Source organism: Streptomyces sp. NPDC048606 (genome assembly GCF_040650855.1).
Taxonomy (GTDB): domain Bacteria; phylum Actinomycetota; class Actinomycetes; order Streptomycetales; family Streptomycetaceae; genus Streptomyces.
Genome location: NZ_JBEZIB010000025.1, coordinates 1 through 20871 on the forward strand (window position 1 = coordinate 1; position 20871 = coordinate 20871).

The following is a 20871-nucleotide window of genomic DNA, read 5'->3' on the forward strand; positions in this document are numbered from 1 at the left end:
TGCACAACCTCGCCCTCGCCGGATAGGCCTACGGGCGGTACAGCAGCCCACTATCCCCGAGGCAACTCAAAGATCATTTACGGGACAACCCTTAGAGAGCCTCCTGGAACCTTCTGGCCGCGCCGCCACGCCGCTATCCATGGACGAGCGGCCTTGCCGGGACAAGCTCCGCATCGACGATTCGGGCAAGCGTACGCAGATTGTCGACTGCCCCCTGCTCGCCGTGTGCCCGGCGCAGGCTGCGGTCCGCCGCGTTCCAACGGCACAGGTCTGGGTGGCCACGCCAGCCGCACTTCTTGCCAGCAGGGCTGAGCCCGCTACGTACAAGACGCAATGGGTGATTCCCGCTCAACATGAACTCGACCTCCTCGTCGCTGACGAGGCGGACCAGGTGATGACGCAGTTCGACAAGCAGTTCATGCACCACGAGCCGCTGACGAGTCCCGATGGCTGGAGCAGCCGTATCGCGCTGGCCTGGCATGAGGGTCTGGCACGCACGTGGTACCGGCCGATGGCCGAGCGGCAGGGACTTCGCTACCAGCAGTACGCGGCCTATCACGCCGCCGCTCTCGCCGGCTTGCTGCCGCTGCTCATGAGACTGTTGACCGAGGGGCAAGAAGGCGAGGGCGCAGGCAGCGAACTGCTGGGCGAGGTGACGGCCGACGGCCCGTTCAGCGGCCATACCCTGCTCATGCGGCTGGCACGGGCCATGCATGGCATCACGAGCCGAGTCGAGGAGCAGCAACAGTCGCATCTGTGGGAGCGAGCCGAGGAGTACTTCCACACCCACTTCGCACGGCTTGTCGAAGACCCCTTCGGCACCCCTCCCCCTGGACTGAAGCTCCTGGTCGACACAATGACCTCCGGTTACGACACCGAATCGAGCGCCGAGGAAGTAGCCCAGGACTGGCTCACGCACCACATCCCCGAGGGGATGCCTCACCCTGGCGAGCGCTTGGCCGAATTCGCGCGAGTCCTTGTCGCCGGCTGCTGGAGCGCCCGCATCACGAACACCGTGTTCGAGCTCTCCCACATGCAGGAATCGCTCCGGTCACTCATGGGCGCGGAGGACACGAACAACATGCTCGCCCACCAGCCGAAACCAGAGCTGCTTGCCCTCGTCCCCGAGCAGCCAATGGGCAACATGATGGCACTTCAGTGGACCCGCAATCCCAAACAGGACAGAGGATCACTGGACCTGCTGTGGCTTCGTGGGGTCGGCCGATGGCTGCTCTATCACCTGCACGATCTCCTCGCGTGTGAGGGCGTCGAGGGCCCACACGTCCTGCTGTCGTCGGCAACCAGCTACAACCCGCTCTCCGCCCGCTACCACATCGACATCCTCCCCACCCTCATCCTGCGAGAACCTCCCGACTGCGCCGACGCCATCCGGAAAAGCCGCCTCTATTTCCGCCCGCGACGACGCCCGGGCCACGAACGCGGCATCTACGTCTCAGGCGCCGGCGGCCGCGGTGCCCGCCAAGCGGCAGTCCGGGCCATGACCGACGCGGTCTGTACCCCCGACCCCGGAGCAGCCCATTCCCTCCTCGAGCAAGTGCTCGAAGGGTGCGATCCTGACCGCCGACGCGCGCTCTTCGTGGCGCTCAGCACAGAGGACGCTGCCACCAGCGCCCACTACATGAACACCCGGACCGGCGTGCGCGCCGTCCACGTCGTGCCCGACCGTCAGGCGCCGGGCCTCTACGGCCTCAACCATCGCCGCATCTCCGCCTTCCCCCGAACAGATGCACAGGTGATGGCAGCTGCAGAAGGCTCCGCCGGCCGAGGCCACAACATGCTGAACGAGCACGGGGTCGCAGCGATCCAGGCCATCTTCTACCTGGCCCGCCTGCACCCACCGCCGACGGACCTCTCCTTCCCGCTCGCGGTCCTCAACGCCCAAGCCATGCAACGACTCTTGAACCCAATCCTGTGCGACGATCCCGACGCCGACGCGGCAAACGAGATGAGGAAGCTCGCCTTCGGAGCCCGCGCCACCTGGAGCACGATGATGGGCCGCCCGCTCAACTTCCGCGCAATGAAGGAGGACTACCTCCGCCACGCGTTCGTCGCAGACCAGGGAGCCTCCCTCTACCAGACCACAGGGCGTGGCCTACGCGGCAACGTGCCTGTGCAGGTCTACCTCCTCGACGCCGCCTTCGCCCCTCGTGCGGCAGACCCCCGCGATACCGCTCCCGACACCGATCGAACGAGCGTGCTGGTCGCATGCCGAGACCTCACACGTCAGATGCTCGCCGATCCAGGACCGACAGCGGATCCCCGCGCGCGCCTCAACCATCAGATCCACACGGCCGTATGGGGCCTGTTGGGACACCTGCTCGACACCATCGACTGGGGATGACACGCATGAACGAAGCCGACACCACCGAGGCCGACTCCGGAAAGAGGAAGCCACCGCCTCGCTACAACCACATCATCACGCCCGGCTTCGAAGCACGTTGCGGAGCCACCCTGCCCATCCCCGTGCACACGGCGACCTTCCCTCCGTCGCTCCTGCCACGGCTCGAGCGGGCCTGGAGCAGTAACCCGAAAGCCCGCTCGAAGTACCTGCCGACGTACGCACTACGCGAGCTCATCGAACAAGTGGAACCGGCCGTCCTCGCAGTCGAAGGCCGACTGGGAGAAGGCCCCTGGCTCCACGCGATGCAACGACCACAGCACGAACTCCCCATCCAACTGGCCCTTGAGTTCTGGATCACCACCCACGTCGCACCCCACCAGAACGACGTTGACTGGTCCACCCTCATCAAGCGTTCGCTACCCCTGGAGTGGACGCCGTCCGAGGTCGATCTGCTGGCACATGGCCGCGCCGCAAACGGAACAGCAACCCCACACAGCAGCACGTTCTCCATGCTCGCGACCTACATCGCGGGACGCTGGGTGGACGACAACCTCGCGATGCCCGGCCAGAGCGTGAAGGGCTTCTCGGCCCTCGGCCCTCTGACCGACCGCGGCGAGCGCAGCATCTTCAGCTGGCCGCCCAGGGAGCTCAACGATGAAGGGGCCTACGGTCTTTGGACCCACCGGACAGCGCTGCGCGTGGTGTCCATGCCCCACGACGGCCGACTCATCCTCCGCGCCGTCCCCCACATCGCCCGCTTTGGTGGTGCCCAGCCCGCCTACATCCCGCGTCGCGGCGACGGCCCTGCCACCGCAACCATCCTGCTCTACCTGCCTAAGGGGGCTCTGCGGGATATCGAGCGTCCCATGCTGTTGCGCGCACCCGTATCGGTCACCGGCAAGAAGCAGGACATGAGGTGGCAGTGGCAGCCGAGCATCGCGCGCATCCTGCCGTCACTCCCGTCCAGCAACCGCTACCCCAATCCCGACGACGTCCGCACTGACCCCCGCCACGCCGCCGGAATCCAACGCAGCGCTGATACGACGAAGGACCCCGCCGCGCTGCTGCTGCACGCCCCCGGCTACACCTACCTCACCCGAACGGACCTCGAGGGCGAGCCGCCGGCATTCAAGACTCATGGCCACCCCGCGGAGAGCGGCCTGCAGCCCATCGACCACCTCACTCTCTTCGAACACCTCAAGGAACCGCTCGCGAAGCTGGGATTTGATCCACTTCCTGCCCTAGAACGTGCCCCCCAACGCCGAGCACCGCGGCTCGTTCCGGCACGCGAGGGCGCTCTCTACCATCTCGAACTCTGGCACTGTGCGCCGAAGACTTACCAAGCAGTCCATCTGGCGCTCACCAGGCTGCTGGGCTACCAGCACCTCGGTGAACGCGACTCAGACCCCGGCATCCATGAGTACGCCGGGCCCACCAAGATCACCCTGGTACTACGCAATCCCGGGGCGCTTGTCTCCGGCCTGCCCAAACCTCCGCCGGGCGAGGAGCCAGAGGCCCGCACGGCGCACCGAAGGCAGGTACGAGGGCAGCGAGCAGAAGCTCTGCGCAAGGAGTTCCCCGAGGCCGATCGGCTGATCGGTTGCCTCGTGGAGATCGACAAGCCTGTGAACTTCGCCATGGCCGGAGAGGACGACCCATATCGGTTCCTGAAGGACACGCTCCCCCAGCTGAACCGGCACGTGCAATGCCTGCACCCTGTAACGGCCGATCCCAAGCCCGACGCCAAGAGCGCAGGGCTCAAACCCTTCGAAGACAGTGACGTCCGGTGCGAGGACGTCCAGCGTGCCGCATCCTCGGTGAAGGACCTCCTCCGCTCGCTCGCCCACTTGCCCCGCCTGCCAGCCCCCATCGGCGTCAAGGGCCGCTTCGAACTGGCCACGGTACACATCGCGCAGGCCGGCCCATGGATCATCCCGTACGTCCTGCGCATGGACACCGACGGCAACACTACGGCCCAGCTCATGCCGTCCCCGGGTCATCCTCACGAAGCGCCCATCCCCATCGAGCATCTCCCGCGCGCTCTGACCGCCGGACGTGGCCGGGTACGGCGACGCGACAAGGCCCAACTGAATGACTTCATCACCCAGGCCCTCGCGCTCGACTCCCACACTGAACGGCTGTTCCTCGCCCGCGCGCAGACTCTACGCAACCGGGAAGTATGGCCCTGGCTACAGAACCCTCACATCACCCCGGACGAACTCCGGCTTCCGGGGGAAGACTGCGCCCACCCGCACCACGGCGAGGACCGCGAACCCAAGCACCTGCCGGGCCTACGCATCGTTCGCATCAACGAGGAGCCCTACGAGATCCCCCTGGCCTTCGGCGCCAACCTCTTCGACGCGCCTGATGAGTCGGACGACGACACATCACCCGACGCGGCTTCCAAGAGCCAGGCGTCTACGGAACCGACCACGAACTCAGTCGGCTTGCCGTACGAGGAATGGGGCAGGTTCTCCGGCGTCGTCGAGTGGAACGATCACGCGTACCTGGCGATCAACCCACGGCCCGATACTCACCGCCTCCCCAAGGAGGTCTCCAAGTACTCAGGCGACGAACAGAACGCCACCCGCCACGGAGCTAACCCCGCGTCTCTGGAGATCCACGTCTCCTTCAAGCAACCCCGCGACCGCGGCCCTGATCTGGCCGCGTACGTGAACAACCTGCGCAGGTGCCACCTCCACACGGACACAGCCACGCGTATGCCGCTACTCCTGCACCTCGCCAAGCTGATGGAGGAATACATCAGCTGAGCTGAGCAACAGCCGTCGAGCAGTGGCCACACAACAGCGGCGAGAGTCATCAGTGGGTCCCCGGTTCGCCAAACCGGGGACCCACTGGATCACGAGTGGTCCACGGCCCCTCAACACCTGGCCACGAAAGGCAGCAACCCGAATCCAGACCACAACCACAAACCGAGTCGGCGTGAATCTCGTATACGCCGAACGACACAGCACAAGGCCTACACCACGGCGTAGCTCATCCGGAAGAGCTCTTGGGCGCGCTCCAGGTCGCGCTCGCTGTGCAGCCGCACCTCCAGGTTGCCCGTGCCGTGATGGCCGAGCGCCGTCACATCCCGGCTGAACCCAGGGACGAGCTCGACCTCAGCCGGGCTAGCCTTGAGGTAGACGAGCAGCCTGCTTTTCCGCGAGCACACACAGGCGAAGTTCTGCAGCCGTTGATAGGCAGTGTAGGTCTGGTTCTCGACCTTGGTGACGCCCTCGCCGAGCCCGAGCAGCACCTCGTCCACCGCCGCAGCCAGCATGCCCATCGCTCCGTCCGGCCGCTCAGCACGCTGCTCCAGGCCCGCGCCCCGGCGGCGCCCCGCCCGCGCCGGCGTACGGGTCCCACCAGCCGAGGCGACAGTCTCTAGCCCGAAGTGCTCGTCGCCGAAGATCCGGTAGCGCACCAGGTCGATGGAGTGCCCATGCTCGCGGACCGCATAGAGGTCGTAGCGCGTGAAGTCGCCGGCCACGCAGATCAGCCTCGGCGCGCTCCACCGCACCCGGGCCGCAGCCTGCGCACCGAGCCGGTTGCGGACCAGGCACCGGAAGGCGTCCCGGTGATCCATCAGCCAGGCCAGGTAGAACAGGCCCTGGTTGATCACGCCCGCGTCAGTCGAACGCTTGTACTCGACCACGACGGGCGAGCCGTTCTCGTCGATGCCCAGCGAGTCGACGCGGCCGCCGTGCACCGGTCCCGTGCTGTATTCGCTCGCCAGGAACGTCACCCCGAGCATGGCCTCCATGTGCGCCTCAACGAGGTCCTGCACATCGGCCTCGACCTCGGCGAGACGTGGCACGACCTCCGTCACTTCACCCTTGAGCTTGAACAGTCTCAGCCCCGTCACCTTCCCTTCCTCGGCTACGGAGCCTGCAACAACGAACGGTGATCGAATTGTTTCCATCAAGGTCTTCGGGCCTGTGAAGACGGTGTAAGAGGCTACCGCCGGCCCGTAGGGGGACGCCCGTGCCCCCCGACACCGAAGGGGTCCGAGCATCCCGCAAATGTCCCACAGCATCACGGGACGAGCGCCAGGGAAATGCGTTTTCGCAGGTCAGACGCTGATATCAGTGGCAAGAGTAGGCATCTTCAGCTTTTACCACACGCTCCCGGCATTTCAAAATCTGCGTGGGAGCAGAACGACACCGCTGCGCTGCGGGCCCTGACGCATGCCAGTCTCCGAGCCCGGGCATGCTGGCGGCCGACCTCGTCGGCGCCCCGCACCCCCTGCATCTTGCCAGGTGAAGGACATCGTGATGTCTCAGGGCATCCTCATCGCCCTCACGGCCGCTTGTGTGCGGGCCCCCGGGCTCAGCCACCTCGAGATCATCGGCACAGGCCCTGCGGCCCGTACGATTTCCGTACGCTAGCCCTGTCCGATCTCTCCGGTACGGTGCGAGCAGCCAGGCACCGCAGCGAAACAACACAAGAAGGTGGCGTGTGAGCGACAAGAATCAGGAGCTGGCCGACTTCATCTGGTCGGTCGCCGACCTGCTGCGGGGCGACTACAAGCGCTCCGAGTACGGCAAGGTCATCCTGCCTATGACGCTACTCCGCCGCATGGACTGCGTGATGAAGGACAGCCGCGAGGCCGTATGGGCACGCGCGGAGTCCTTCGCAGGGCAGAACAAGGACGCGGTCCTGCGCGCCACTGCCGGCCGCGACTTCTACAATCTCTCGCGGCAGACTTTCGACACCATCGGCGCTGACCCGGACACGCAGAAGGTCGAGAAGAACCTCAACGACTTCATCAGCGGCTTCTCCGCGCAGGCCACCGAGATCCTCGATCACTATGCCTTCCATCTCCAGATCGACCGCCTGGCCAAGGCCGGGCTGCTCTACCTCGTGGTCCAGAAGTTCGCAGGAATCGACCTGAGCCTCGAGGCCGTGGACAACCACAACATGGGTTACGTCTTCGAAGAGCTGATCCGCAAGTTCGCGGACGCCTCGAACGAGACCGCCGGCGAGCACTTCACCCCACGCGAGGTCATCGAGCTGATGGTCGAGCTGCTCCTGACTCCGGACGGTGAGCGCTTGACTGGTGCAGCGCCGGTGATCGACATCCTGGACCCTGCTTGCGGCACCGGCGGCATGCTCTCCGCAGCACAGGATCACATCAAAGCCCTCAACCCCAACGCGCGTGTGAACGTCTTCGGGCAAGAACTCAATGCCGAGTCGTATGCAATCTGCCGCTCTGACATGCTGCTGAAGGGCCAGGCCGCCTCCAACATCCACTTCGGCAACTCCTTCACCCAGGACGGCCACGAGGACGAGCAGTTCGAGTACATGCTCGCCAACCCTCCCTTCGGCGTGGAGTGGAAGAAGGTTGAAAAGCAGGTCAAGCAGGAGCACGAGGATCGCGGCTACGACGGCCGCTTCGGTGCCGGACTGCCTCGAATCAACGACGGCTCATTCCTCTTCCTGCAGCACATGATCCACAAAATGCGGCCGCTGAAGAAGGACGCCGAGGGGAAGGAAATCGGCGGCAGCCGCATCGCGATCGTCTTCAACGGCTCCCCTCTCTTCACCGGCGGCGCCGGTTCCGGTGAATCCGAAATCCGCCGCTGGATCATCCAGAACAACTACCTGGAAGCCATCGTCGCCCTTCCGGACCAGCTGTTCTACAACACCGGCATCTCGACGTACGTCTGGATCGTCACGAACCGTAAGCCGAAGAACCTCAGGGACCGGATCGTCCTGATCGATGCGCGGGACCAGTGGTCCAAGATGCGGAAGTCCCTGAGCAATAAGCGCAAGGAGATGACGGAGGAGCAGCGCAGGGAGGTCTGCGCCTGGTACGGGGAGGCGTACCGCCTCGCGCGCTCTGGCGACGGCTCGCACCACTCCGTGCCGGAAAAGGTCAAGGTCTTCGACGCGGACAACTTCGGCTATCAGCGCATCACGGTGGACCGGCCGCTCAAGCTGCGGTTTGAAGTCTCAGAGGACTCCCTTGACACGCTGCGGGTAGCCAAAGCGGTGGAGAAGGAGCTCGGGGAGGGCGGCCCGGAGAAGCTGGCCGACGCGCTCAAACCGCTGCTGGGCGGCTCATGGAAGACCAAGGCTGAGGCGTGGATTTCCTTGGGCTCAGCTCTGGACCAAGCCGGCATCACCTGGCCGAAGACCAAGACCTTCGACAAGGCGATGCGTGACGCGGTCGGCGTCCCGGATCCTCAAGGCGAGGTTCAGTACGTCAAGAAGGGGCAGATCGAGCACGACCCTGATTTGCGAGACGCTGAGAACGTACCGCTAGGCGAAGACATCGACGCATATTTTGAGCGGGAGGTAATGCCGCACGCCGCAGACGCATGGATCACAGAGTCCAAGGACTCCAAGACCAAGGAGACTGTGCGTTTCCGCGTCGGGTACGAGATCCCGTTCACCCGGTACTACTATGTCTATACGCCACCGCGGCCACTCACAGAAATTGACGCCGAGCTGAAGGCCCTTGAGGCCGAAATTCAGACTCTGCTTGGAGAAGTGGCCCGGTGAACAACCCAATCTTCGACCCGTATTCGCTGAGGCTTCCCGATACCTACCAATTGGTCCGCCTCGGCTACGTCGCTCGCTTGCAGAACGGGCTGACAGTCGACGCGAAACGGGACATCACAGGCGACGTCGTCACGCGACCCTACTTGCGTGTCGCCAACGTCCAAGCCGGAAGCCTTAACCTCGAGTCGGTCACGGAAATCACCGTACCCCGGAGTGTGGCCCGTCGCAGCAAGCTTCGGCCCGGTGACGTCCTGATGACCGAAGGCGGCGACCTGGACAAGCTGGGCCGTGGCACAGTTTGGCAGGGCGAACTTGACGGGTGCCTCCACCAGAACCACATCTTCGCGATTCGACCTGACCCTCAGCGTCTCAACGGCAAGTTTCTAGCCTACTTGACCCAGTCGCTTTACGGACGCTCCTACTTTGAGAGCACAGGAACGAGAACAACGAACCTGGCTTCTACCAATAGCAGCAAGATCCAAAGCTTTCCCCTGCCGCTGCCGCCATTGGAGGAGCAACGTCGCATCGCAGACTACCTCGACGCTGAAACAGCCCACCTGGGCAAACTGGCCACGCTGCAACTCGACGTGCGGAACAAGCTCGATGAGCGGGAACGTGCACTCCGAGACGGCCTGATCGACGACCTCGCCGCGTCGTGCGGAGAATTGCCCTTGCGCCGCTTTGTTACCAAGATCGAGCAGGGGGCAAGTCCTCAATGTGAGGCCGTGCCACGAGAAGGCAAGGATGAATGGGGCGTCCTCAAGCTCAGCGCCGTAAAGCAAGGCCAATTCGACCCGCGTGAGAATAAGCGGCTCCCAAATGACATCGCCCCCACCCGCTCCTATGAGGTGCGCCAGGGAGACCTTCTCGTAACCCGAGCCAATACACCGAGTCTGGTCGGGGATGTCGCCGTGGTCACCGACGACTCCCAGCGGCTGCTGCTACCCGACCTGATCTATCGTGTCGGACTCGCGTCAGGCGTTGAAGCGGCCTTCATCGCCCAAGTGGCCCTCAGCAGCCGAGTGCGGTTGCTCATCGAATCAGCGGCGCGGGGCTCGTCACAGTCCATGGTCAAACTCCGTGGCGAGGACATCAAAGAGTGGCCAATCCCGGTGGCTACCCCTGCTCAGCAGCGCGCCCTACTCGCTGAGGTAGAGCACAGTGTTGACAGCACAAACAGACTCCGCAGGACGATCGACCGACAGCTCTCTCTCCTCGTCGAGCGTCGCCAGGCCCTCATCACCGCCGCAGTGATCGGCCAGCTAGATGTGACCACAGCCCGCCAGGACGCCCCCGCGTAGAGACCAGCCGCCCAACGACCACGTACGTATGGAGCTTTCACATGCCAATCACCCCGGCCCGCGCGCACGAGGCTCACTCCGAGGGCGCTTTCGAGGACGCAGTCGAGGCGGCCCTGCTCCGCAGCGAGTGGGAGCGGGGTCCGGCCACGGCCTACAGCCACGAACTCGGCATCGATACATCGGAGTTGTCAGCGTTCTTCCGTAGCTCTCAGCCGGAGATGTGGGAGCGGTTGATGGAAACGTACTCAGAGACGGAGGAATCCGCGATCCAGCGGTTCGCCGCGCACGTGGCCAAGCAGGTAGATGAGCGGGGACTGCTGGACGTGCTGCGTCACGGTGTGGTTCAGCGCAACCTCAAGTTGCGACTGGCGTACTTCCGGCCTGCCCATACCCTCGCCGCGGGAGCGCTGGATGAGTACGACGCGAACCGGCTGACTGTGGTGCGACAGTTCCGCTATTCCGCTGCGGATCCGACCAAGTCTCTGGACCTCGCGTTTTTCGTGAACGGACTGCCCATCGCGTCGGCCGAGCTGAAGAATCCCCTCACCGGGCAGTCAGTCGAGGACGCCAAGCGGCAGTACCGCACCGACCGTGACCCGAACGAGCTGTTCTTCGCCCGTCGCAGCTTGGTGCACTTCGCGGTTGATCCAGAGCTGGTGTTCCTGACCACGCGCCTTGCCGGGGCGAGGACGCGTTTCCTTCCCTTCAACATGGGCACCGGCGGTCCGGGCAACATCGGAGGGGCAGGTAACCCGTGGGCCGCTCCCGGGGCGGAGTACGCAGTCTCCTACCTGTTCGAACAGGTGATGCAGCGCGACAACTGGCTCGATCTACTGCACCGGTATCTGCACGTGGAGGACGAGGCAGCCAAGGCCGGCAAAGCCCCCCGCTACCGTCCCGGCTCCGCACACAAGCAGCCGCTGATCTTCCCACGGTTCCACCAGTGGCATGCGGTCCGGAAGCTAACGAACCACGCGGCCACGCACGGTTCAGGCGAAAACTATTTGATCCAGCACTCCGCAGGATCGGGCAAGTCGAACACGATCGCCTGGCTCGCTCATCGTCTGGCCTCACTGCACACTCCCGAAGATCCCACGTTCCTGGACCCGGCCGCCGCCCAGGCAAAGGGTCTTGGGCCCAATCAGCAGGTCTTCGACAAGGTCATCGTCATTACCGACCGTCGGGTGCTGGATAAGCAACTCCAGGACACGATCTACCAGTTCGACCACACTCCAGGTGTAGTGCTGCGCGTCGACGACGATTCCCAGCAGCTCGCTGACGCACTGACCGGGACGACTGCCCGCATCATCATCACGACACTCCAGAAGTTCCCGTTCATCCTGGATAAAGCGTCCGAGCTCGGCCGCGAGCGCCGCTACGCCATCATCATCGACGAGGCACATTCATCTCAGGGAGGCAAGGGCACCGACGCGCTGAAGCGGATGCTGGGCAAGCTGGGCGATGGCTCGGTCGACGAGGACGGCGATCCGCTGACTGCAGCCGCGCTGGCCCGCGGAAGGCAGCCCAACCTGTCCTTCTTCGCGTTCACCGCAACCCCAAAGGACAAGACGCTCAAGCTGTTCGGCACCGATTCACCTGTCACGGGTCAGATCGAGCCGTTCCACGTGTACTCGATGCGACAGGCCATCGAGGAAGGCTTCATCCTCGACGTGCTCGGCACCTATGTCACTTACGGCACATACTTCAAGCTACAGCAGGCCGCCGCGGACGAGGCTGAGCGACAGGTTGATCCGCGCAAGGCAAAAGCGAATCTGGTGCGAGCCGCGCTTATGTCCACGGCATCCCTGGAGTCCAGAGCAAAGATCATCGTAGATCACTTCCGCGCCCACACGACGAATCGGCTCGGCGGCCGGGCCCGCGCCATGGTCGTCACTCCCAGCCGCGAGCACGCCGTACGCCTCTACCAGGCGATCCGCGGCTACGTGGAGCGCTGCGGCTACACCGACTGCGGCACTCTGGTGGCGTTCTCCGGGACCCTCACGCTGGACGAGATCGAGTACACCGAAGCGAAGCTGAACGGCTTCCCAGAGAGCAAGCTGCCCGAAGCCTTCGCCTACACCCGCCTGGACGACCCCAAGCCGCCGTCCGTGCCCCGCCCTGAATACCGCATCCTGGTCGTCGCCGATAAGTACCAGACCGGCTTCGACCAGCCCCTGCTGACGACGATGTACGTCGACAAGCTACTTGCCGGCCTCGCCGCCGTGCAGACTCTGTCCCGGCTGAATCGCACACACCCCCTCAAATCGGCCGAGGACTTGTTCGTGATGGACTTCGCAAACAAGCCGGATGTAATCGAGGAGGCATTCCAGCAGTACTACGAGGCGTCGATCTCCGAGCCGACCGATCCGGATTTTCTCTTCACCCGGCACGACGAGGTGATGGCCTATCGCCTGCTTATCGAGGCGGAGATGGACGCCTTCGTCACCGCCTACTTTGCCGCCTTCAAGAATGGCGCCGCCACGGACACTGCCGTCTCCAAGGCACACTCGAAGCTGTACGCCTACACCCAGCCCTCCGTGGACAGGTTCAACGCCCTGGCGGAGGACGAGCCCGACGCAGCACAGGAGTTCCGACGCGCGCTGGACTCCTACGTCAAGGCTTACGGCTGGCTCTCCCACGTCATCGGCTTTGAGAACGAGGACTTGGAGCGTCTCTACCAATACGGAAGGTTCCTGGTACGCCGGCTCCGGCTCCCGGTCGGCTCGGCAAGCGCGGACGTTGGCGAGGTCACTCCTAGCCACATGAACGTCCGCAAGACGGGCACGGCCGAACTCATCCTCAAGGCGGAGGGTCTCCAACTGCTGCCCGGCCTGGTCCCACAGCCCGCTGGCGCAGGCCCGGAGGCCGAGGAAAAGTCCCTCGCCGAGGTCATCGAGTCGGTCAACGACGAGTACGGCATCGGTCTGTCCACCACCGACCAGATACTTCTCGGCCAGCTCGTCGTCGCCGTCTCGGAGGATCCGGACCTGAAGCGAATCGGCATGCACAACGACGAAGAGACCTTCCGCCGCGAAGTCGACAAGGACATGGACCGCATCGTCATCGACCAGGCCAAGTCCAACGACGCCCTGCTCGTGCGGTACTACGACGATCCGCTCATCAACAAGATCTTCAAACAGGTCGCCACCCAGCAGGCGTACGGGCTCATCCGCCGTCCCGTACGCCGCGAAGCGGAGCGCCGCGCCACCGCCGAGCGCGCCGCAGCGATCAAATCCGGCGAAGCGGGAACCACTTCTCCGGCCGACGCGTAATCTGCATCATCAGTCCCAACTTCAAGACGACCTCCGGTGCTGGGCAGGCGCCGTGGCTGAAGGGATCGCTGCAGTGCCGCACGATGAGCACCACCATTGGCTAGCCGAGGACGCCGGCGGGTCGCCGTCCCGCGTTATAGCGGGACGCTACCGGCTCGACCGGCCGATCGGCGCCGGCGGCATGGGCGAGGTCTGGCACGCCTACGACGAGCGCCTCGACCGCCGCGTCGCGGTCAAGATGATGCTCACCGATACCCGCGGCCTCTCCGGCATCCCCGGCCTCGGCGCAGCCGAAATGCTGGCCAACCGCCGCGACCGCTTCCTGCGCGAAGTTCGCACCACCGCCGCCCTGGAGCACCTTGGCATCCCAGCCATCTACGACACCGGCATCGACGAGACCACACACCAGCTTTACGTGGTCATGCAGTTACTGCGCGGACGTGAGGTGCAGACCATCGTCGATGACACGGACTACGATGTCTCACCACTGGCTGTCTCCTGGGCAGCGGCGGCAGTCGTGCAGATCGCCTCCGTCCTGGATGAAGTACACCGGAACGATGTCGTCCACCGCGACATCAAACCCGCGAACCTCATGATCACTTCCGACGGTGTCGTCAAGGTACTCGACTTCGGGGTCGCTGCCCTGCGCGGTTCCGGCAATCACCCTCGCCTGACCCAGGAGGGCATGACGGTCGGTACCCCGCCCTACATGTCCCCCGAGCAGAGCCTGGCAAACGAGGTAGGCCCAGCCTCCGACATCTACGCCTTGGCGTGCGTAATGTACGAACTCCTCACCGGTCGACCGCCATTCGCTGCCGATGCCAATGGCTCCCACGCCTGGCACCACGTGCATTCTGGCCCACCGCCAATCCGCAGGCGGCGTCACGACATCCCCCAAGAGTTGGAAGATCTCCTGCTGGGCATGCTGGACAAGGCACCCGAGCGCCGCCTCAATGCCGCCCAGGTCTACGACGCGCTTTTGCCATGGGCTTGTCAGCGGGACGGCTCTACGGCTATCCAGAGCGAGCACGACCCGCGCCAGCCTTTCCGCCGTCCGTTCGGTGGCCCGCCCAAGCGCCCCACCCCGATCGGCTACACGCCGACCCTGGTCATGCCGGCCGAACCAGACTCTGCGTCCGAGACCCCGTCCACCCCGCTCACCGACGAAGAAGCCAGCGAGGCCGCTGACCTCGCCGCACAGCTCGCCCAGGCGGGGAAGTTCGTGCAGGCCGCGGACCTCCTTGTCGGTGCCATCCAGCGCGCCCAGGACGGTGTCCTGCACGGCGACCTGATGTTCTCCCTGGCCCAGGTCAGATTCCTGGCCGGCGCTCACAGTGAAGCCGCTCCTCTCTTCGACGAGGTGGGCACCGCCTGGACCGACCGCTACGGCGCCAACGACGAACAGGCCCTGCTCTGTCAGTACTACGTCGCTCAGTGCCGGATGGCCCTCGGCGAGTCCAGTGCCGCGATCAATGCCTTCCTTGCCTACACCGCACAGGCCCCGGAGCCCACCGACGCAGAGGCTGTCGACCGCCACTTGGATGCCCTCGCCAACCTCGTCCGCCTCCACGCCGCCCGCGAACGTTTCCCCGAAGCCCGCAGCGCTGCCGCAGCGCTGCGCGAGGCAACCCAACGTCTGCGCGGCCCCGACGCCCCAGACCTGGCTGACATCGACGGCTTCATGCAACGCCTCAAGCGCTTCACGACGTGACGCCGACCGTCGTAGGAGACGCAGCCAGGTACGTGGCACGCGCATCTCGCTGACGGCCCACGACATGGTCAGCCCGTGGGAGACCGCCACGAGGGTCTGCCCACCCCCGGGAAGACGTCGGGGCCGCTGCTCTGCCGAGCCTCGGGCCTGATGACTTCCCGGATTTAGGACAGCCCTGCGCCGTCAGCGACGCCCGAGCTACGGTCTGCGTGAGATCGTCATGGAAGCAGGGGGACATGGCCGGTACGACGCACATGGACGGCCCGAGCGGAACGTGGGCCCGCGAGCTGTGGGACTACGCGCAGACCGTACTCAAGGAGTGGCAGTCCACCCAGGTGTGGCAGCCCGCCCAGCAGTTGCGTGCGGCCTCGCACGGCAACGCGCGCGACTACGCCGGCCGCTTCCTCCTGGAGCTGCTCCAGAACGGGCACGATGCTCACCGCGGAGGCCGGAAGGACGGCAGCGTGCACGTCCTGCTCGACGAGGCCGAGGGGGCGCACGGCACGCTCTACGTGGCCAATGGCGGCACGCCCTTCACCTGGGCCAGCATCCAGGCCGTGTGCAAGCTCGCCCGGAGCGAGAAGACCGTCGGCGAGGGCATCGGGAACAAGGGAGTCGGCTTCCGCAGCATCCTGGAGATCACCGACGCCCCGGAGATCTACAGCGCCAGCACGGCCGGAGAGGGACCGGCCGTGCTGGACGGGTATTGCTTCCGGTTCGCGGTACGGGACGACCTGCGGGTATTGCTCGGGGACGAGGACCTCGTACGCAGGGCGGAGGAGGAACTCCCGCCCTTCCAGGTCCCCTTCCCCCTGTCCGATGTGCCCCCGACGTGCAAGGAGCTCGCCGGCGACGGTCATGTGACGGTCATCAGGATCCCGCTGCGCAACGAGGCCTCCCGGCACGCGGCCGTGCGCCGCCTCGACGAGCTCGGCGCCGCGAAGGCCCCGGTGATGCTGTTCCTGGACCGGCTCAACCGACTGGTCATCGAGCGGCGGGGCGGCCAAAGCCCCCAGCGTACGGAACTCGCCCGGCAGGAAGCCCCCTTGGGGACCTGCGTCATTCCGGCCCAGGGACACGGTGTGCAGGCCGGTGCGGCGCGGACCGGCCCGAACGTCTCCCTCGTCCGTGTCGGACTCGGCTCCCTGGGCACGTACCTCGTGGCCAGGGGCCGTGTCCCCGTGGCGCGCCTGCGCGGCACGATCGAGGCGGCGACCGAACTCGGACAGCTGGACGATTCGTGGGGTGACTGGAAGGAACCGGCCGTGGTCGAGGTGGCGTTGCCCCTCGACGGGACCGAGTCGCTACGCGGCGGCCGGATCTACACCTTCCTCCCCCTGGGAGAGGACGCCAACGCACCCCTGCGCGGGCACCTCAACGCCCCGTTCTTCACGAAGGTGGACCGTACGGCCCTCGACCGGGAGCACCCGCTGAACAGCATGCTGTTCGCGGCGGCGGCCGAGACCTCCCTGGCAGCGGCCGCCGCGCTGCGGGAGCGGGGCCGGCCCTCCGAGCGCAGGCTGGCGGTCGATCTCGTGACCTGGGAGCACGAGCAGCGCTCCCACACCCTGCTGCGCGAGGCTGCGCACCAGGTGCACGGGGCCGAGTTCGCGGACGTTCCCGTCGTACCGCTCCTGAACCGGGAAGCCCCCCACGGTTCCTGGGGCACGCCCCGCGATTCCGTGCTCTGGCCCGAGCTCGGGCTGTCTGTGCTCACGGCCGAGGCGGCCGGGGCGGTCGGCATCGGCGTGGCCGATCCGGCCGTCGGAGCCAAGCCCCTGAAACGCCTCGCGAGATTGTGCGAGGCGCTCAAGTGCCCCCTGGAGCCCTCGGCACAGCAGCGGGCGGACCACGCCGAGCGGATCGTGGAAGCCCTGCCGCTACCCGCACCCGATGCTCCCGTCGGCGACTGGAACGGCGTCTACGCCGATCTCGCCCTGCTGTTCAAGGACGAGGGCGCAGTGCTGCGGGGCAGGAAGCTGTTGCTGGCGGACGACGGGAAACTCCGGCGTGCCAACGGCAACCCCGCCATGGACACGAAGGGCGGCTCGCGGCGCACGATGGTCAGGCGGGAGGCCTTCTTCCAGCCAGCGCGCGGCGAGACAACGGGCGGCGAGGGCCTGGCCGTGCCCGACGCCTTGAAGAAGCGCATGTTCTATCTGCACCCGGGGCTGAACTGGGTGGAGGAGGAAGGCCACGTACGACGCCAGGAAGCCCGCTTGTTCCTGGAACGCTTCAGGCTCGTCCGGCGTTTCGACGCCGCCGGCTTGCTCGACCACGTCCGCCGCGCCCTCACCGAGAGCAACTCGGCGCGGCTGCGCGAGCAGACCCTCCGCTTCGTGTTCCGCCTCCACCGGTCAAGGCAGTCGGCACACTCCCTGCAACTACGTCCGCTCGGGCTGTACGTCCCCTCCGCCAAGGGACCCTCCATCAAGGCGGCCGGCGCCGCCTTCGGGGCCGGATGGACCGGGACCCACGGAGACGATCTCGCCTCCGTCGTGGCCGAGGGGCGGGAGTCCTCGGCCGGCCTCCGCTTCATGGCAGAGCGGCTCGTCGCACCACCCGAAGACTTCCGCAGGCGGGGCGAGACCCTGGAGGAGTGGCGGGAGTTCCTCGGCGATCTCGGCGTCACCGACGGACTGCTCCCCGTAGTGTCACCCGGCGCGGAGACGGAAGCCGAGGGTGGCGCGCTCACCACGAGCAACCTGATCAGCATGGCGAAGGTGTCCGACGAAGTCGCCGATCAGTGGCGGCCGTTCATCGACCGCGCGCGGAGCCGTGCCGCCCATCCGTACACCCCGTACGTCGGAACCCCCGCGTACCGGCTGCCGGGCCAGGACGTCGCCGGGCGGCTGAGCGAACCGGGCCGGATCGCCTATGCACGACTGGTCCTGCACGGCCTGGCCCGGTGGAGCGACACTCACCTCACCACCGTCTGGAACCGGGACCGGACGGGCAACCAGGATCTGCAGCACGTCCCTACCCCCCTGTCCTCCTTCGTCCGCGGCGAGCCCTGGCTCCCCGTGCGAGGCAGTGGCGGCACCGTCCGCTTCGTCCGGCCGAGCGAGGCGTGGCATGCCCCCGCGACCCTTGAGCAGGAGCCGGCCTTCGCCCCGACGGTCCTGCGGCAGCTCCGCCCCCTGCTGGACGCCGATCGGGCCCTACGGCGGCTACGCGATGCCGGATTGCCGACCTGGGGCGACCCCAGGGACAGCGCCCGGCTCATCGCCACCCTGGGCAAGCTGGTGAAGTCGGATGCCGTGGACGACGCGGACCGGCCCGCCCTACAGCGGGCGAACGAGCGCGCCTGGCAGGACCTGGCCGCACAAGCGGCCTCGATCGAGCCGCTCATCGGCTCAGCCCTGCTCGCGGAGCGGGGCCGGCAGCTCATCGCGGTCGACTTCGCCTCGCTCCTCGACGGCTCGGTACGGCTGTACGTCACCGGAGACCGGGACAATCTCAAGGCACGCCTGGCCAGGGAGCTCAGGCTTCCGCTGCTCGTGGTGCCGGGGGCGGCGGCCGGAGTCGCCCGTGTCCTGGGCCGCCGCTGCACGGACGCGATACGTCACGCCGACGACGCCGACCTGTCGGTCGAGATCGTCAGCGCCTCCGGCACCACCGTCGTCGGATCCTCCGGCACCACCGAAGGACTCGGAACGCCGCTCATCGACGAGCTGCCGTGGCTTCCCCTCGCGGTGGGCACCCTGGCCGACCGTCCGCCCCGGGGCGGCCGTCCGACCGACGCCGAGCTCACCGACCTCGTCGCCGCCGTCCGCCGCGTCCGCGTCCACCGCTACGTCTCGCTGAAGATCAGCCTCGACGGGGCCGCCGTGGAACTCCCGGAACGGCAGGACGGCATGCTGCCCCTGCCCGATGCCTCTCACCCGCTGGTCCTCACCCCCGACCTGCCCCTTTCCTGGGACTTCGTGGCCCGGATCGGCTACGCGGTCAGCCAGGTCCTGGACCGTCCGCAGTACGCGGTCCCGCTCAAGCTCGCCGCCCGCGAACTGGAGCGCTGGCACGCACCCCTCGGAGAACCGACCGAGCGGCAGCTCGCGACGGTGCTCGATCTCTCCGTCCACCAGGTCAGGGAGACGGTTCACCGCCTCGACGGGTCCCTCGCGGGAGTACTGGAGCGCTGCCACCCCTTCCTCGTACACGCCCTCGGTGCCGACGCGGCCCGAGAGGTGACGGACCCGGCTCCGGCTGACGTCCGGGAGTTCCTCGCCCGCCTCGAACCGTACGCGGACGCCCTTCCCCTGCACGCCCCGCAGCTCATCGAGGCCGCGCGCGACGCGCGGGACATCGACGACCTCCGGGTCGTGGCGGAGGTCGACTTCGCGGACCTGAACCGCACCCTGGCAGGGCTCGCGCCCCGGTACCGCCCGATCAGCCACGCCGAGGCCCACGACGAGGCCGTACGCCGGCACGTGGATCTCGGTCGCGGTGCCCTCATCGACCGGCTGCGCTGGGCCCGTCGGGAAGAGTTCGACGCCCGCAGGCCCATCGCCGACTGGCCCGCGACCCGCTCCCTGAAATGGATCACGGCTCCGAAAGAGTGGGCGCTCACCGTCGACACCGCCGACGACGGCCTCCTGCGCGCCATCGTCGAACAGGCACTCACCGCCCGTCTGGGGGCACCCGCCCCAGCCAAGGGCGAACGGCTCGCCGCGATCGACAGGCTGCGCAGCCACAACCACGCGGTCATCACCAGGACCACCCCCGACCTGGTCGCCCTGGTCAAGGCCGCGAAACAGCCGCTGCCCCCGGCGCTGGAGCACGCGGCCGCCGCGGAGGAGGTCACCGCCCTGCTGGACGGGGCGGGCGCACTCGACTTCCGCGAGCTCACGGCGGACGACGTCGTTGGCTGGCTCGCCGCCCTGGGACAGTGGCCGGCGGGCATGGCCGCCTCCTCGGAGCCCCAGACGCACGGAGTCACCCCCGCCGAGCTGGACCGGGTACGGAACGCGGCGGAACAGGCCCGCGCCGAACGAGCCAAGCGCAAGCGGATCATCTCCATCGGCGAACGGAACTTCGACATCGAGTCCGGCGACTTCACCGAGCTGGCCTCGGAGCTGCGCCGCGCTCTGGAATCCGGCCCGCCGCCTGGCGGCAGCGCCCGCAGTCGCTGGGCCGCGCTGAAGCCGATCCCGCCCCGGAAGGCGGCCGGCCCCTCGGGTGGACGGCCGGGCGGGCGCGTCGACGGGGAACGCGGGCTGTCGTCCGCCCAGCGCTCGGCGATCGGCTTCGTGGGCGAGTGGCACGCCTACCAATGGCTTCGCGAGCAGGACACGGCGATCGACGAGACCAGCTGGGTCTCCGGCAACCGGGCCCACATCTTCCCCGGGCCCGCCGGAGACGACAGCCTCGGCTACGACTTCAAGGTCGGCTCGGGCAAGAGTCCGCGGCTGTACGAGGTCAAGGCCACCCAGGGGCAGGGCGGGCAGATCGAGCTCGGCGAAACCGAGGTGCGGGCCGCGCAGAAGTACGCCGGCAGCGACCGCTGGCGGATCCTGGTGATCACCTCGGTACTGGACGCGGAGCACCGGCAGGTACGCATGCTGCCGAACCCGTTCAGCGAGCGCGGCCGCGGGCTCTACCGCGAGGAAGGCGGCGCGCTCCGCTTCGCCTACCGGCTGTGAGATGCAGCCGGCCCCTCCGCCGCAGCCATCACTCGCCTCGGCTCACCACTGCCTCGCATCGGCCAGCGCCGCC

Annotated in this window: 8 protein-coding genes; 7 read left to right on the plus strand and 1 reads right to left on the minus strand. The window is 66.7% G+C overall.

Annotated features, from left to right (window positions below; translation table 11 throughout):
* Nucleotides 1–139 precede the first annotated feature (139 nt).
* Together AB0D01_RS25245 and AB0D01_RS25250 are read left to right on the plus strand one after the other, a co-directional pair.
* Nucleotides 140–2362, plus strand: coding sequence for a hypothetical protein (locus AB0D01_RS25245; RefSeq protein WP_363058959.1), 2223 nt, complete (start codon nt 140–142; stop codon nt 2360–2362).
* Between the two features lie 5 nt (nt 2363–2367).
* Nucleotides 2368–5133 (plus strand): RNaseH domain-containing protein, encoded by a 2766-nt coding sequence (locus AB0D01_RS25250; protein WP_363058961.1) that lies wholly within the window; start codon nt 2368–2370, stop codon nt 5131–5133.
* A gap of 209 nt (nt 5134–5342) precedes the next feature.
* Here the strand turns inward: AB0D01_RS25250 and AB0D01_RS25255 are convergent, their stop codons facing one another.
* Nucleotides 5343–6230 carry a DUF5655 domain-containing protein gene (locus AB0D01_RS25255; RefSeq protein ID WP_363058963.1) on the minus strand — a complete coding sequence of 296 codons (888 nt, stop codon included), beginning with the start codon at nt 6228–6230 and terminating at the stop codon, nt 5343–5345.
* Nucleotides 6231–6823: 593 nt separating this feature from the next.
* Between AB0D01_RS25255 and AB0D01_RS25260 the strand changes: the two genes are divergently transcribed.
* From AB0D01_RS25260 to AB0D01_RS25280, 5 genes are all read left to right on the plus strand, one after another.
* On the plus strand, nt 6824–8872 hold the full coding sequence (locus tag AB0D01_RS25260; protein ID WP_363058965.1) for a class I SAM-dependent DNA methyltransferase: 2049 nt from the start codon (nt 6824–6826) through the stop codon (nt 8870–8872).
* Entirely contained in the window at nt 8869–10173 is a 1305-nt protein-coding gene (locus AB0D01_RS25265) for a restriction endonuclease subunit S (protein ID WP_363058967.1), read from the plus strand. Before AB0D01_RS25260 ends, AB0D01_RS25265 begins: the two co-directional genes overlap by 4 nt.
* Nucleotides 10174–10214: 41 nt before the next feature.
* Entirely contained in the window at nt 10215–13445 is a 3231-nt protein-coding gene (locus tag AB0D01_RS25270) for a DEAD/DEAH box helicase family protein (protein WP_363058969.1), read from the plus strand.
* A 73-nt stretch (nt 13446–13518) separates the two neighbouring features.
* The gene (locus AB0D01_RS25275; protein ID WP_363058971.1) at nt 13519–15156 is read left to right on the plus strand and encodes a serine/threonine-protein kinase; all 1638 of its coding nucleotides are present in this window, start codon (nt 13519–13521) and stop codon (nt 15154–15156) included.
* A gap of 236 nt (nt 15157–15392) precedes the next feature.
* Nucleotides 15393–20798, plus strand: coding sequence for a DUF3883 domain-containing protein (locus AB0D01_RS25280; protein ID WP_363058973.1), 5406 nt, complete (start codon nt 15393–15395; stop codon nt 20796–20798).
* The last annotated feature ends 73 nt before the right edge of the window (nt 20799–20871 follow it).

Excerpts from the sequence above, each read along its gene's own strand:
- AB0D01_RS25245 (WP_363058959.1), top strand. The coding sequence starts at position 140 with ATGGACGAGCGGCCTTGCCGGGACAAGCTCCGCATCGACGATTCGGGC.
- AB0D01_RS25250 (WP_363058961.1), top strand. The coding sequence starts at position 2,368 with ATGAACGAAGCCGACACCACCGAGGCCGACTCCGGAAAGAGGAAGCCA.
- AB0D01_RS25270 (WP_363058969.1), top strand. The coding sequence starts at position 10,215 with ATGCCAATCACCCCGGCCCGCGCGCACGAGGCTCACTCCGAGGGCGCT.
- AB0D01_RS25280 (WP_363058973.1), top strand. The coding sequence starts at position 15,393 with ATGGCCGGTACGACGCACATGGACGGCCCGAGCGGAACGTGGGCCCGC.